We start from the raw sequence: 15,028 nt of genomic DNA, 5'->3' as shown, positions 1-15,028 counted from the left end.
GCGTTCGACGCCTTGCGGAGGTTCAACCGGAAAAGGAGAAAAAGGCATGGCATTGCCTGACTTTACCATGCGCCAGCTTCTCGAAGCAGGCGTGCACTTCGGCCACCAGACGCACCGCTGGAACCCGAAGATGAAGCCGTACATCTTCGGCGATCGTAACAACGTTCACATCATCGACCTCGCCCAGACCGTTCCGATGCTGTCGCGCGCCCTGCAGGTCGTCAGCGACACCGTTGCCAATGGCGGACGCGTGCTCTTCGTCGGCACCAAGCGCCAGGCCTCCGAGATCATCGCCGACGCTGCCAAGCGCTCCGCCCAGTATTACGTCAATGCTCGCTGGCTCGGCGGCATGATGACCAACTGGAAGACGATCTCGAACTCGATCCAGCGCCTGCGCAAGCTCGACGAAATCCTCGCTTCCGAAGCTTCCGGCTTCACCAAGAAGGAGCGTCTGAACCTCGAGCGTGAGCGCGAGAAGCTGAACCGGGCGCTTGGCGGTATCCGCGACATGGGCGGCACGCCGGACCTGATGTTCATCATCGACACCAACAAGGAATCGATTGCGATCGAAGAAGCCAAGCGCCTTGGTATTCCGGTCGTCGCCGTCATCGACTCCAACTGCGATCCGGACCAGATCGACTACCCGATCCCGGGCAACGATGACGCATCGCGCGCGGTCGCTCTCTATTGCGATCTCATCGCCCGTGCTGCCATCGACGGCATTGCCCGTCAGCAGGGCGCTGCCGGCCGTGACCTCGGCGCAGCCGAAGAGGCACCGGTCGAGCCGGCTCTCGACGAATCGTCCGAAGCCTGATCTGGCCCACGGCAGCCGATACGTGGCTGCCGTACCCATGAAATATCGGGACGAGGCCGTTTGTGATGAAAATCTGAACGGCCTTGTTCTTTTTCAGCGAGGAATGGTGCGGTCGGGCAGACGTTTTTGCCCGCGCAAGCATCGCGACGGCAGCGTCATAACGATGTCACACTGAAGGGCCATTCCCTGCCAAACCCACTGGCACGGCGCCACCCGCGATTGGCGCGCCAGCGAAACAGACAAAGAGGCAAGAAGATGACTGTTACTGCCGCAATGGTGAAGGATCTGCGCGAAAAGACCGGCGCAGGCATGATGGATTGCAAGAAGGCGCTGGCCGAGACCAACGGCGACATGGAAGCCGCCATCGACTGGCTGCGCGCCAAGGGCATTGCCAAGGCCGACAAGAAGTCCGGCCGCACGGCTGCCGAAGGCCTCATCGGCATCGCCAGTGCCGGCAACACGGCCGTTGTCGTCGAAATCAACTCCGAGACCGACTTCGTGGCCCGCAACGACGCTTTCCAGGACCTCGTCCGCGGCGTCGCCAATGTCGCGCTGGGTACCGAAGGCACTGTTGAGGCTGTCGCCAGGGCGGCCTATCCGGCAACCGGCAAGTCCGTCGAGGATACGATCAAGGACGCCATCGCGACGATCGGCGAAAACATGACGCTGCGCCGTGCCGCCCTCCTCAAGGTTGAGGACGGCGTAGTTGCGACCTACATCCACAACGCCGCCGGCGACGGCATCGGCAAGCTCGGCGTGCTGGTTGCTCTGAAGTCGACCGGCGACAAGGAAGCGCTGAATGCGATCGGCCGTCAGGTTGCGATGCACGTCGCCGCGACCAACCCGCTTGCCGTTCGCCCGAGCGAGATCGACCCGGCCGTCGCCGAGCGTGAGCGCAACGTCTTCATCGAACAGTCGCGCGCTTCCGGCAAGCCGGACAACATCATCGAGAAGATGGTCGACGGCCGCATGCGCAAGTTCTTCGAGGAAGTTGCGCTCCTGTCGCAGGCTTTTGTCATGAACCCCGACCAGACGGTCGAGGCGGCGATCAAGGAAGCCGAGAAGACCGTCGGTGCGCCGATCGAAGTTGCCGGTATCGCACGTCTGCTGCTCGGCGAAGGCGTTCAGAAGGAAGAGTCCGATTTCGCGGCGGAAGTCGCAGCAGCCGCAAAGGGTTGATTTCTTCTTTCCAATTGGGAAAAGCTGGGGGCATCGCGTGACAACGCGGTGCCCTTCGTGTATCCGGCATGCGTTATTGCGGCGGACCCGCCGGGGCTGTGCCAGGGGCGGTCGATACCACGCAAGACGAATTGTCCTCATGCCGCTGTGTGCGCCTGTCGCCTATGCGTGCCGATCTGCTCAGGAGTGATGATGTCGGCCAAGCCAATCTACAAGCGCGTTCTTCTCAAAGCCTCCGGTGAAGCCTTGATGGGAAGCCAGGGTTTCGGCATCGACGTCGCCGTCGCCGACCGTATCGCCTCGGACATTGCCGAGGCGCGGGCCATGGGTGTCGAAGTCGGTGTCGTCGTCGGTGGCGGCAACATCTTCCGCGGCGTCGCCGTCGCCTCGAAGGGCGGCGACCGGGTGACAGGCGACCACATGGGCATGTTGGCGACCGTCATCAATGCGCTTGCGCTGGCGACGTCGCTGCGCAAGCTCGATATCGATACGGTGGTGCTGTCGGCGATCGCCATGCCGGAGATCTGCGAGAGCTTCTCGCAGCGCGCCACGCTCTATCACCTTTCGCTCGGCCGCGTCGTGATCTTCGCCGGTGGCACGGGCAATCCCTTCTTCACGACGGATTCCGCAGCGGCGCTCCGCGCCGCCGAGATGGGCGCCGAGGCGATCTTCAAGGGCACTCAGGTCGACGGCATCTATTCCGCCGATCCGAAGAAGGACCCGTCCGCGACGCGCTTCGACCGCCTGACCCACAGCGAAGTTCTCGAGAAGGGGCTCGCCGTCATGGACGTTGCTGCCGTGGCACTGGCGCGGGAAAATGCCATTCCAATCGTCGTGTTCTCGATCCATGAGAAGGGCGGCTTCGCGGACATATTGACCGGTGGCGGTCGTGCCACCATCGTGTCTGATAATTGATAATCTGCAGAGGCCGGGACGGCCGCCGAGATGAAGAAATGGGAGTCTGAACCATGAGTGAAGGTGTGGATCTGAAGGAATTGAAGCGCCGCATGGACGGAGCGATCGCCGCTTTCAAGCACGACATCGCATCGCTGCGGACCGGTCGTGCATCCGCGAACGTTCTCGATCCGGTGACCGTCGAAGCCTACGGTTCGCGCATGCCGCTGAACCAAGTCGCCAACATCACCGTCCCGGAGGCGCGGATGCTCTCGGTTTCCGTTTGGGACAAGTCGATGGTCGGCGCCGTGGATCGGGCGATCCGGGAGTCCAATCTTGGTCTCAACCCGATCATCGATGGGCAGAATCTGCGCATTCCGTTGCCGGAGCTGAACGAGGAACGCCGCAAGTCCCTCGTCAAGGTCGCCCACGACTATGCCGAGAAGAGCAAAGTGGCCGTGCGCCACGTCCGCCGAGACGGCATGGACGGCCTGAAAAAAGCCGAAAAGGATGGTGACATCGGCCAGGACGAGAGCCGTGCTCAGTCCGAGCGGGTGCAAAAGATGACCGACGAAGTGATTTCCGAAATCGACCGCTTGCTCGCGGAGAAGGAAAAGGAAATCATGCAGGTCTGACCGCGGAAAAATCGAGTCTCTAGTTTCGGACGGCCCATGCAAGATTTCGTTCCCACAAACGTGCCGGCTCACGTCGCCATCATCATGGACGGCAACGGTCGTTGGGCGAACGCGCGTGGACTGCCCCGTACCATGGGACACCGCAAGGGCGTCGAGGCGGTGCGCGGTGCCGTCAAGACTGCCGCCGAGCTCGGCATCCGCTATCTGACGCTGTTCGCATTCTCTTCCGAGAACTGGAGCAGGCCGGAAGACGAGGTCAGCGATCTCATGGGCCTGCTCAAGGCCTTCATCCGCCGAGATCTTGCGGACCTTCACCGCGAAAACGTCCGTATCCGCGTCATCGGCGACCGGGCCAACTTGAGCGGCGACATCCTGCCGCTCCTGCTCGAGGCCGAGGAGACGACGATCGCCAACACCGGGATCACGCTTGTGATCGCGTTCAACTACGGCGCCCGCGACGAATTGGCGAGAGCGATGCGGCGTCTTGGAGAAGAGGTGGCGGCCGGCCGCCTTCACCCGGACGAGATTACCGTCGACCGCGTAGCGGCGGCGCTCGACACCGCCGGCATTCCGGACCCTGATCTCATCCTGCGGACGAGCGGCGAGGAGCGTCTTTCAAACTTTCTGCTCTGGCAGGGGGCCTATTCCGAATTGCTGTTCGTTCCCGAACTCTGGCCGGACTTCACGCGCGAGACATTCGTCGCCGCCATCGAGAAATATGCCTCCCGCGAACGCCGGTTCGGCGGGCTGCCGCAACCGACTTTGGCGGTCGGGTCCTGATGCAGAGAGAGCTCAAACTCCGCATCGCATCGGGCATTGTGCTTGCTGCGATAACCCTCGGTGCCACCTGGGCCGGAGGCTTTGCCTTCCAGCTTCTGTCTATCGCAATCGGCCTGCTCGTCTATTACGAATGGTCGACGATCACCAAGCTTGCCGAGCGGGATTTCCAGGGCAATGCCCTCGGCTGGCTGTCGCAGGCCGTCATCGCCGCCTTGGTGCTGATGGACTATATGCCCTACAGCCTGCCGGTGCTTGCCGGCAGCATCGTCCTTTCCACTCTCTGGGTGCTGATCAAGAGGACGAGCTGGTGGCTGCCGGCCGGCGTCGCCTATGCCGGATTGACAAGCATATCGCTGGCGGCGATCCGTGGCGCGGACTATCTGGGCCTCATTGCGATGCTCTTCGTGTTTGCCGTGGTCTGGGGAACGGACATCTTCGCCTATTTCGTCGGGCGGGCGGTCGGAGGTCCGAAGCTGGCTCCAGCGATCTCGCCCGGCAAGACCTGGTCGGGCGCGGTCGGCGGCGCGATCTGCGGCGTTCTTGCCGGGGTCGCCGTCTTCATGGCCCATTTCTCGCTCGACGACGCGCGCATGCCGGTCTCGGCGCTGTTGCTCTCCATTGCAAGCCAGATCGGGGACCTGTTCGAATCCTTCGTGAAGCGGCGCTTCGGCGTGAAAGATTCGAGCCATCTGATCCCTGGTCACGGCGGCGTTATGGACCGCGTCGACGGGTTGATCTTCGCCAGTGTCGCGGCGCTGCTTCTGGTCCTTGTTCAACTCCTGCTCGGCGGCGGAAGGAACGAGAACTTCGCCTCCGTCCTGTTGGGCCTCTAGCCCGGAAATCACCTCACACTTCCGTCATCGCATCCGGCGCTGCTGCATACTTCCTTAAATCCCGGTAGAAATAAGGGTAAGATCGCGCGGCATCCAAAGTCTGACGGCGGCGACAACGCGGATGCGATAGGAATCGATATGAGCCTTCTGCTAGACAATCTTCAATACACCATCCCCACCTTCCTGTTCCTCCTGACCTTGCTGGTCTTCGTCCATGAGATGGGGCACTACCTCGTGGGCCGCTGGTCCGGAATTCGCATCGTTGCCTTCTCCGTCGGCTTCGGCCCGGAGCTCTTCGGCTGGACGGATCGGCACGGAACGAGGTGGAAGTTCTGCGCGATCCCGCTTGGCGGCTATGTGAAATTCTTTGGCGACGAGGATGCGGCAAGCACGCCCGACTATCGGCGGCTGGAAACGATCAGGCCGGAAGAGCGCGCCCGCACCTTTCTCGGCGCCAAGCTGTGGAAACGGGCTGCAACCGTCGCGGCCGGCCCGATCGCCAACTTCCTCTTGGCGATCGCCATCTTTGCCGTTCTCTTCTCGATCTATGGCCGCGCCGTGGCCGATCCGGTGGTGGCCTTCGTCGCACCCGGCAGTGCGGCCGAAAAGGCCGGGGTCCTGCCGGGCGACAAGTTGATTTCGATCGACGGCAAGCCTATCGCCACCTTCGACGACGTGCGCCGTTACGTCAGTGTTCGTCCGGAACTCCCGATCAAGGTCCGCATAGAGCGCGCAGGCGCCACCGTCGACCTCGACATGGTGCCGCAACGCACCGAATCCGTCGATCCGCTCGGCAACAAGGTCGAGGAGGGAAAGATCGGCATCGGCACGAATCAGGAGGCCGGCAACTTCCGTGTCGAGACCTACGGCCCGCTCGAAGCGGTCGGGCAGGGCGCCTTGCAGAGCTGGCGGATCGTCACCGGTACGTTTGACTATCTGTCGAATCTCTTCGTCGGCCGCATGAATGCCGATCAGGTGGGTGGGCCGATCCGCATCGCGCAGATGTCCGGCCAGATGGCAAAGCTCGGCATCGCCGAAGTGCTCAATTTTGCCGCCGTCCTCTCGGTCTCGATAGGATTGCTTAACCTCATGCCGGTTCCGGTGCTTGATGGCGGCCATCTCATGTTCTATGCGGTCGAGGCGTTGCGCGGCAAGCCGGTCGGCCCGGCGGCCCAGGAACTCGCATTCCGGATCGGTTTCGCCATGGTGCTGATGCTCACGGTCTTTGCCGCCTGGAACGACCTCAACTGGCTGTTCGGTTAGCACTGACGGGCGCCGACGAGGGGATCTGAACTTTTGGGAAAGCTGTGACGAGCGAGTTTCACACGCTTGCTTTGCAACGATTTGTTTACGATAACGCAACGCCGTAGTGGCTGTTAAGCCACGGTTCGAATTGAAGTAAACAGAAATTAACGAGCTGGCTTGCTTGTATGGGAAAAGCGGGTAAAACGGCAACCGTGACCGGAGTCGGTACGAAATTGCCGCGGGACGTTGGAAAAAGGTAAGAATTGCAATGAAAGCTGGTTCAAGGTTTTTGAACGCGGTGTCGGCGTTTGCGCTGTCGGCAAGCATGGTTGCGACAGGAACCGGTGCGGCACTGGTTGCGAGCGCGTCGGTCGCCCAGGCCGCGGTCATCAATCGTGTTGAAGTCCGTGGCGCCACGCGCGTCAGCCCGGAAACCGTTCGCGCGAACATCACGATCGTCCCCGGCAAGAGCTTCAGCAATGCGGATATCGACGCTTCGGTGAAGCGGCTCTACGCAACCGGCTATTTCTCCGACGTTAGCATCAGCATCTCCGGCGGCACGCTCGTCGTGAATGTCAGCGAGAATCAGCTCGTCAACCAGGTCGTCTTCAACGGCAACCGCAAGATCAAGGACGACAAGCTGCAGGGCGTGGTTCGCACGCAGCCGCTCGGTCCCTACAGCGAGGCGACCGTCGAAACTGATATCCAGGCCATCAAGGATGCCTATGCCGCCATCGGCCGCAGCGACGTGACGGTGACGACGCAGGTCGTGCCGATCGCCGAAGGCCGCGTCAACCTTGCCTTCGTCATCAACGAGGGCGAGCGCACCAAGATCACGCAGATCAATTTCGTCGGCAACGAGGCCTACAGCGACGGCCGCCTGCAGTCGGTGATTGCCACCAAGGAATCCGGGATCTTCTCGTTCCTGACGCGCAAGGACGTCTACAACCCCGACAAGCTGCGTGCCGACGAAGAGCTGCTGCGGCAATTCTACTACAATCGCGGTTATGCCGACTTCAACATCATCTCGTCCGAAGCAACGCTCAACGAGGCGACCAACGAATATACGGTGACGATCACTGTCGAAGAAGGTCCGCGCTACGACTTCGGTGCCATCAACGTCGAGTCGACGGTTGAGGGCATCAATGCCGAGGAGCTGAAAGGCCTCGTGCAGAGCCATGAAGGCTCCGTCTACAAGGCCAAGGACATCCAGGACACGATGAGCGCGATCTCCAAGCGTGTCGCCTCGGCGGGCTATCCGTTCGCCCGCGTGACGCCGCGCGGCAATCGCGATCTCGCCAATCACACGATTGCCGTCGACTATCTCGTCGACCAGGGCGAGCGCGCCTATGTCGAGCGCATCGAGATCCGCGGCAATACGCGTACGCGCGACTACGTCATCCGCCGCGAATTCGATGTCGGCGAAGGCGACGCCTTCAACCAGGAAATGATCGCCCGCGCCAAGCGCCGGCTCGAGGCCCTCGGCTACTTCTCGTCGGTCAACATCACCACCCAGCCGGGCAGTGCGGCTGACCGCGTCATCGTCGTCGTCGACGTGCAGGACCAGTCGACCGGTTCGTTCGGCATCGGCGCCGGCTATGCCGCCGGCAGCGGCGGCGGCTTCCTCGTCGAAGCCTCGATCGAAGAGAAGAACTTCCTCGGACGCGGTCAATATATCCGTCTGGCCGCCGGCAAGGGCGAAGACAGCCAGACCTACAATGTCTCGTTCACCGAGCCTTACTTCCTCGGCTATCGCCTGGCCGCAGGTTTTGACCTCTTCAAGAACGAGCACGACTACGACGACGACAACTACAGCTACAACGATCAGGGCTTCAGCCTGCGCGTCACCGCGCCGATCACCGAGAACCTGTCGACGACGCTGCGTTACAACTACACGGAGCTCGAATATTTCGGCGATCAGGACGAGCTGTCGTCGCCCTATGACCGCGTGGTCGAGGACAGCCCGTGGACACGTTCGTCGGTATCGCAGTCGGTCACCTACAACACGCTGGACGACGCGCAGTTGCCGCACGAGGGTATCCTCGCCTCGGTGACGCAGGAGTTCGCCGGCCTCGGCGGCACGTCCGACTTCTACAAGCTCACGGGTAAGGCCAAGTGGTACTACACGGTGAACGACGAGGCGGACATCATCGCCTCGCTCGCCGGCAGCGCCGGGCACCTCTTCAAGACCTCCGGCTCGATGGAAGTCTTCGACCAGTTCCAGCTGGGCAGCAACGACATCCGCGGCTTCGAACGCAATGGCATCGGTCCGCGCGTCAACAATGGCGACGCGCTTGGCGGCACCACCTATTTCACCGCCTCGGCCGAGGCCTCGTTCCCGCTGCCGGGCATTCCGCGTGACAGCGGCTTCCGTGGTGCCTTCTTCGTCGATGCCGGCACGCTCTATGGCAACGATGTGGAACTGACGGGTGCGGGCGAGTTCGCCCGCGGTACGGACGCCTCGCTGCGCGCTTCCGTCGGCGTCAGCCTGATCTGGGCTTCGCCGTTCGGACCGCTGCGTGTCGACTACGCAGTGCCGGTTGCTAAGGAAGACTTCGACGAGATCCAGAACTTCAAGTTTGGTATCAACTCGTCGTTCTGATAAGTGCAGTCCAGAACTGCCACGAAAACGTTCTGGAGTGTCCATGGAACAGAACTGGTTTTTTCCGCCCCATGAAGGGATTCGTCTGGGTGACCTCGCGGATCGGCTTGGGGCGGAACTCTCTGATGCCGACGCGGCCGATCGTACGATCCATACGGTGGCGCCGGTCTATCGCGCCAAGTCCGGCGAGATTTGCTACATGCTGTCGCGCAAGAGCCGGGATGAATTGGAGAGCTGCCAGGCTTCCGCGATCATCTGCGACAAGGCCGTCGCCGCGATCGTTCCGAACCATATTCCCATTCTCCTGACCCAGAAGCCGCATACGGCCTTCGCGCTCGCCGGCGCATTGCTGCATGGCGAGGCGCTGCGTCCCTCGTACAACACCAGCGGGCAGGGCATTGCGCCCGGCGCCTTCGTCGACCCGACGGCGCGCCTCGAGCCCGGAGTCGAGGTAGAACCGATGGCGGTGGTCGGTGCCGGCGCGGAGATCGGCAGCGGCACCCGGATCGCCGCCGGTGCGGTCATCGGCCCTCATGTCCGGATCGGCAGGGATTGCACGATCTCGGCAGGCGCCAGCATCCTCTGCGCGCTGATCGGCAACAATGTCATCATTCATCCCGGCGCGCGCATCGGCCAGGACGGTTTCGGCTATGCGCCTGGTCCGAAGGGGGGGATGATCAAGATCGTTCAGGTCGGCCGCGTGATCATCCAGGACCATGTGGAGATCGGTGCCAATACGACGGTCGATCGCGGCACTATGGACGACACGGTGATCGGCGAGGGCACGAAGATCGATAATCTCGTGCAGATCGGTCACAACGTCCGCATTGGCCGCTACTGCGGCATCGTCAGTCAGGTCGGCATCGCCGGCAGCACGCGCATCGGCGACGGCGTAATGATCGGCGGCAATGCCGGCGTCAACGGACATATCACAATCGGAGATGGAGCACAGATCGCCGCAATGAGCGGCGTGGCGAGCGACGTTCCGGCGGGCGAGCGATACGGCGGAATTCCGGCGCGGCCGATGCGTGACTTCCTGCGGGAGATCGCGGAAATCGCCATGCGCTCAAGCGAAAGGCATAAGAAAAAGGGTGGCAAGGATGAATGACGCTGCGACAGTTCTCGGCACGGCAGACCTTCAGGAGATCCTCAGACTTCTTCCCCACCGCTATCCTTTCCTGCTCGTCGATCGCATCATCGAAATCGATGACGACAATTCGGCGATAGGCATCAAGAACGTGACGGCCAACGAGCCGCATTTCACCGGCCATTTCCCGGAAAAGCCGATCATGCCGGGCGTGCTGCTAATCGAGGGCATGGCCCAGACGGCGGGTGCCATCTGCGCACGCAAAACGGGCATCGGCAGCAATCTCGTCTACTTCATGACGATCGACAACGCGCGCTTCCGCAAGCCCGTGGTGCCGGGCGACCGTGTCGAGTTCCATGTCACCAAGCAGAAGCAGCGGGGCAATATCTGGAAGTTTCACTGTGACGCAAAAGTTGACGGGCAACTTGTCGCGGAAGCTGATATCGGCGCGATGATTGTCAGCAAGGAAGACGCCTGAACATGATTGCATCAAGTGCCAAGATCCACCCGGCGTCCGTTGTCGAAGACGGCGCGGTGATCGGCGAGAACGTCAAGGTCGGCCCGTTTTGCCATATAGGACCGAACGCCGTTCTAGGCGACGATATCGAGCTCCTGAGCCATGTGGTCGTGAGCGGGCGCACGACGATCGGCAAGGGCACGAAGATCTTCCCCGGGGCGGTCATCGGCGGTGATTCCCAGAGCGTGCATCACAGCGCCGTGGATACGACTCTCGTAATCGGCGAGAACTGCACGATCCGCGAAGGCGTGACGATGAATACCGGCACCGTCGAACATGGCGGGACGACCGTCGTCGGCAACAACAACCTGTTCCTCGCCTATTCGCATGTGGCGCATGATTGCCGGCTCGGGAACAACATCATCCTGTCGAACAACGTGATGCTTGCCGGTCATGTGACCGTCGAGGATCGCGCCATTCTCGGCGGCGGCTCGGCCGTTCATCAGTTCACCCGGGTCGGCAAGCAGGCCTTTATCGGTGGGCTGTCGGCCGTCAGCTACGACGTCATTCCCTATGGCATGCTCAACGGCAACCCGGGTGTGCTGAGCGGCCTCAACGTTGTCGGCATGACGCGCGCCGGCATCGATCGCCCGGTCATCCATGCGGTGCGCCGCTGCTACAAGCAGATCTTCGAGGGACCGGAATCGATCCGCGCCAACGCGGCTGCGGTTCGCGACGAATATCTCGACTGCCCGCCGGCTTTGGAGATTCTCGATTTCATCGCCGCGGAAAGCGACCGCGCACTGTCATCGCCCAATCGCGGCGGTAAGGGTTGAGAGCCATGGCCGCGTCGCACCTGCCGCGCAGCAGCGGCAGGCTTGCCATCATTGCCGGCGCCGGTGCGCTTCCCCACCATGTTGCAGAGGCGGCCCGCAGGCAGGGCGAAGATCCGTTCATCATAGCGCTTTCGCGAGAGGCGGATGGCGACTGGAGCGGCTTCGACCACGCGATGCTGGCCATCGGCGACTTCGCCGCGATCAGCAAAGCCTTTGCGGCGGAGGGGATCGATCGGGTCGTGCTATCCGGATCGGTCCAAAGGCGGCCAGATTGGCGCGACATCCGGCCGACGTTGAAAACGCTCGCAAAAGTGCCGAGTGTCCTGAGGACGCTGGTATCCGGCGGCGATGATGCCGTGCTGCGCATGGCGATGGATCTTATCGAGGCAAGCGGCGCCCGAGTGATCGGCGCGCACGAGGTGGTTCCCGATCTGCTTGCCAATGCCGGCTCCATCGGAGAACACGCGCCGGCGGACGAGGATCGGCGCGACATCGAGGCGGGGATTGCCGCCGCCAACGCGCTCGGAGCGCTTGACGTCGGGCAGGGCGCCGTCGCTGTCGGGGGCAGGGTGGTAGCCCTGGAGGGCGCCGAAGGAACGGACGCAATGCTGGCGCGGGTCGCCGAACTCAAGGCCGATGGCCGCCTATCGAGCCGCCGTCGCGGCGTTCTCGTCAAGCTCTGCAAACCGCAGCAGGACGAACGGGCCGATCTCCCGTCGATCGGGCCCTCGACCGTGGCAGGCGCCGCCGCCGCGGGGCTCGCCGGCATAGCGGTCGAGGCCGGGCGTGCACTGGTCCTCGAACGGTCGACCGTTATCGAGACGGCGAACCGCCGCGGCCTCTTCGTTCTTGGAATCGAGCGCGACGCCCGGGAGCGGGCGCGATGAACGGCCGGAAATATCGGCTGGCGGTGATAGCCGGGGAGGTTTCCGGAGATCTGCTCGGCGCCGATCTGGTGCGGACGCTCAAGGGGCGGATGGGCGCGCCGATCGAACTCGTCGGCGTCGGCGGCGATGCGCTGGAGGCCGAGGGACTTGTCTCGCTGTTCGACTACAGCGAACTGTCGATCATGGGCTTCTCGCAGGTCCTGGCGCGTCTGCCGAAGCTTCTTTTGCGCATCAGACAAACGGCCCGCGCCATCGTGGCGGCGCGCCCGGATGCGCTCGTCATCATCGACAGCCCCGATTTTACCCATCGCGTCGCGCGGCAGGTGCGCGACGCAATGCCGGACATGCCGATCATCGACTATGTCTGTCCGAGCGTCTGGGCCTGGAAGCCCGAGCGGGCGCCCCGGATGCTCGGCTATGTCGACCTTGTGCTTGCCGTGCTTCCCTTCGAGCCGGCGGTGATGGCGACGCTCGGCGGCCCGCCGACCAGCTATGTCGGCCACCGGCTGGCGTCGGACGCCAACCTGCTCGCGGTTCGGGAACACCGGCGTCAGAGGCTGCAAACGGGGCGGGGGCAAGGGGGCAAGACCTGCCTGCTGCTTCCGGGATCGCGCGCGAGCGAAATCAGCCGCCTGCTGCCGGTTTTCGCGGAGGCCGTTGCGGAGATTGCTGCACGCAACCCGGGCACGCGTTTCCTGCTGCCGACCGTCCCGCGCCAGGAACTTCGCGTGCGGGAATTGACCGCATCCTGGAAAATCCAGCCGGAAATAACCATTGATCCGGAAATGAAGTGGCGGGCATTCGGCGAGGCGGACGCGGCAATCGCGGCGTCAGGCACGGTCATCCTCGAATTGGCGCTCGCGGGTGTCCCGGTCGTTTCGACCTATCGTGCGGACTGGCTCGTCACGCTCCTCCATGAAAAGATCCGGATATGGACGGCGGCACTGCCGAACCTCATCGCAGACTTTCCGATTGTTCCCGAATATTTCAACAAGGCCATTCGGCCAGGGACACTGACGCGCTGGTTCGAGAGGCTATCGAGCGACACGCCGCAGCGCGCTGCGATGCTCGATGGCTTCGCTCTCGTGCAGCAGCGTATGGCGACCGACAGCCCTCCGGGCGAGAAAGCGGCGGAAATCGTCATGAACTTTCTCCAAAAGAAAAAGCCCGGCCAGTCCTGACCGGGCTTTTCGCTTCGAGGTGGGCGCTTCAACGCTTGGAGATCGGCACGTAGTCGCGCAGCGGCGCGCCGATATAGAGCTGACGCGGACGCCCGATGCGCTGTTCCGGATCCTCGATCATCTCGTTCCACTGGGCGATCCACCCAACGGTGCGGGCAAGCGCGAAGAGCACCGTGAACATCGTGGTGGGGAAACCCAGCGCCTTCAGCGTGATGCCGGAATAGAAGTCGATGTTCGGATAGAGCTTCTTTTCAATGAAGTACTCGTCCGTCAGCGCGATGCGCTCGAGTTCCATCGCGACTTCCAGGAGCGGATCGTCCTTGTGGCCGAGCTCGGCGAGCACCTCATGGGTCGTCTTCTGCATGATCTTGGCGCGCGGATCATAGTTCTTGTAGACGCGGTGGCCGAAGCCCATCAGGCGGAACGGATCGTTCTTGTCCTTCGCCTTGGCGATATATTCCGGGATACGGTCGACCGAGCCGATCTCGGCGAGCATGTTGAGGGCCGCTTCGTTGGCGCCGCCGTGCGCGGGACCCCAGAGGCAGGCAATGCCGGCAGCGATGCAGGCGAACGGGTTTGCGCCCGACGAGCCGGCGAGACGCACGGTCGAGGTCGAGGCGTTCTGCTCGTGGTCAGCGTGCAGGATGAAGATGCGATCCATCGCCCGCGACAGGACAGGGTTCACCACATATTCCTCGCAGGGCACGGCAAAGCACATGCGCAGGAAGTTCGAGGCGTAGTCGAGGTCGTTCTTCGGGTAAACGAAGGGCTGGCCGATGTGGTACTTGTAGGCCATTGCCGCAATCGTCGGCATCTTGGCGATCATGCGCAGCGACGCGACCATGCGCTGATGCGGGTCGGTGATGTCGGTGGAGTCGTGATAGAAGGCCGACAAAGCGCCGACGCAGCCGCACATGACGGCCATCGGGTGAGCGTCGCGGCGGAAGCCGGTGAAGAACCGCGACATCTGTTCGTGAATCATCGTGTGATGCGTCACGCGATAGTCGAAGTCGTCCTTCTGCGCCTTCGTCGGCAGTTCGCCGTAAAGAAGAAGATAGCAGACTTCCAGGAAGTCGCCGTGATCGGCCAACTGTTCGATCGGGTAGCCGCGATGCAGCAGCACCCCCTCGTCGCCGTCGATATAGGTGATCTTGGATTCACACGATGCCGTCGACGTGAAGCCAGGGTCGTAGGTGAACATCTTGGTCTGCTTGTAAAGCGAGCCGATATCCACCACGTCCGGGCCGATCGATCCCGATCTCACTGGCAGGTCCGCTGCTTTACCATCGATTGAGATTGTCGCGCTTGTTCCTGACATGGGACCCTCCGTCTTTTGGCGCTGTGGCACGTCGTCCTATGCCACCAAATTGAGCGTTGCGAATTTGCTATATGATTTACTTTCGACTGCCAAGCTGTACGAAAGGCAAATTGTGCGATGCGAAAATGTGCATATGGCGGCGCAACAATCGCATGGTATGGCAATATATCCGCAAAGATCAATGATCGCTAACCTCACGGTTCAGGCAGGTCAGTTCAGATCTGCCTATTTTTTCGGCAGATAGTCTTGCGATTGCAATAAGGTTCCTTTGGTTGCAGGA

Annotated in this window: 14 protein-coding genes; 13 read left to right on the top strand and 1 reads right to left on the bottom strand. The window is 62.2% G+C overall.

The annotated features are described in order from the left end of the window. Positions 1–46: 46 nt before the first annotated feature. The 13 genes from rpsB to lpxB all read left to right on the top strand — a co-directional run bounded on the left by rpsB (position 47) and on the right by lpxB (position 13,430). Positions 47–814, top strand: a complete 768-nt coding sequence (rpsB, locus tag CO664_RS09340; RefSeq protein WP_014328193.1) for a 30S ribosomal protein S2 — start codon at positions 47–49, stop codon at positions 812–814. Between the two features lie 255 nt (positions 815–1,069). Further along, positions 1,070–1,993 carry a translation elongation factor Ts gene (gene tsf / locus CO664_RS09335; protein ID WP_037423011.1) on the top strand — a complete coding sequence of 308 codons (924 nt, stop codon included), beginning with the start codon at positions 1,070–1,072 and terminating at the stop codon, positions 1,991–1,993. Positions 1,994–2,185: 192 nt separating this feature from the next. Further along, positions 2,186–2,908, top strand: a complete 723-nt coding sequence (pyrH, locus tag CO664_RS09330) for a UMP kinase (protein ID WP_037423036.1) — start codon at positions 2,186–2,188, stop codon at positions 2,906–2,908. Positions 2,909–2,961: 53 nt separating this feature from the next. Further along, positions 2,962–3,522 (top strand): ribosome recycling factor, encoded by a 561-nt coding sequence (gene frr, locus CO664_RS09325; protein ID WP_037423008.1) that lies wholly within the window; start codon positions 2,962–2,964, stop codon positions 3,520–3,522. 36 nt (positions 3,523–3,558) lie between these two features. Then, positions 3,559–4,302, top strand: a complete 744-nt coding sequence (locus CO664_RS09320) for an isoprenyl transferase (RefSeq protein WP_097538502.1) — start codon at positions 3,559–3,561, stop codon at positions 4,300–4,302. Further along, a complete protein-coding gene (locus tag CO664_RS09315; RefSeq protein ID WP_097538501.1) occupies positions 4,302–5,135 on the top strand; it encodes a phosphatidate cytidylyltransferase in 834 nt (277 codons plus the stop codon). The genes CO664_RS09320 and CO664_RS09315 overlap by 1 nt, the downstream gene beginning before the upstream one ends. 138 nt (positions 5,136–5,273) lie before the next feature. Further along, positions 5,274–6,398: an RIP metalloprotease RseP gene (gene rseP, locus CO664_RS09310; RefSeq protein ID WP_097538500.1), complete on the top strand. Its 1,125-nt coding sequence runs from the start codon at positions 5,274–5,276 to the stop codon at positions 6,396–6,398. A gap of 250 nt (positions 6,399–6,648) precedes the next feature. Further along, positions 6,649–8,982 (top strand): outer membrane protein assembly factor BamA, encoded by a 2,334-nt coding sequence (gene bamA / locus CO664_RS09305; protein WP_037422998.1) that lies wholly within the window; start codon positions 6,649–6,651, stop codon positions 8,980–8,982. Positions 8,983–9,025: 43 nt separating this feature from the next. Next, entirely contained in the window at positions 9,026–10,090 is a 1,065-nt protein-coding gene (lpxD, locus tag CO664_RS09300) for a UDP-3-O-(3-hydroxymyristoyl)glucosamine N-acyltransferase (protein WP_097538499.1), read from the top strand. Then, positions 10,083–10,547: a 3-hydroxyacyl-ACP dehydratase FabZ gene (gene fabZ / locus CO664_RS09295; protein ID WP_012707899.1), complete on the top strand. Its 465-nt coding sequence runs from the start codon at positions 10,083–10,085 to the stop codon at positions 10,545–10,547. The genes lpxD and fabZ overlap by 8 nt, the downstream gene beginning before the upstream one ends. Then, a complete protein-coding gene (lpxA, locus tag CO664_RS09290; protein WP_176536540.1) occupies positions 10,544–11,362 on the top strand; it encodes an acyl-ACP--UDP-N-acetylglucosamine O-acyltransferase in 819 nt (272 codons plus the stop codon). The genes fabZ and lpxA overlap by 4 nt, the downstream gene beginning before the upstream one ends. Before the next feature lie 5 nt (positions 11,363–11,367). Continuing rightward, a complete protein-coding gene (locus CO664_RS09285; RefSeq protein WP_097538497.1) occupies positions 11,368–12,249 on the top strand; it encodes an LpxI family protein in 882 nt (293 codons plus the stop codon). Beyond that, the gene (lpxB, locus tag CO664_RS09280) at positions 12,246–13,430 is read left to right on the top strand and encodes a lipid-A-disaccharide synthase (protein ID WP_097538496.1); all 1,185 of its coding nucleotides are present in this window, start codon (positions 12,246–12,248) and stop codon (positions 13,428–13,430) included. The genes CO664_RS09285 and lpxB overlap by 4 nt, the downstream gene beginning before the upstream one ends. A 28-nt stretch (positions 13,431–13,458) precedes the next feature. On the opposite strand, the gene gltA is transcribed toward lpxB, so the two are convergent. Further along, complete coding sequence (gene gltA, locus CO664_RS09275) at positions 13,459–14,748, bottom strand: citrate synthase (RefSeq protein WP_037422981.1); 1,290 nt, start codon at positions 14,746–14,748, stop codon at positions 13,459–13,461. Positions 14,749–15,028: the final 280 nt, after the last annotated feature.

Source organism: Sinorhizobium sp. NG07B (genome assembly GCF_002532005.1).
GTDB lineage: Bacteria > Pseudomonadota > Alphaproteobacteria > Rhizobiales > Rhizobiaceae > Sinorhizobium > Sinorhizobium fredii_C.
Note: the sequence above shows the minus strand (reverse complement) of the source record. Positions and strands in the feature narration are given on the sequence as shown.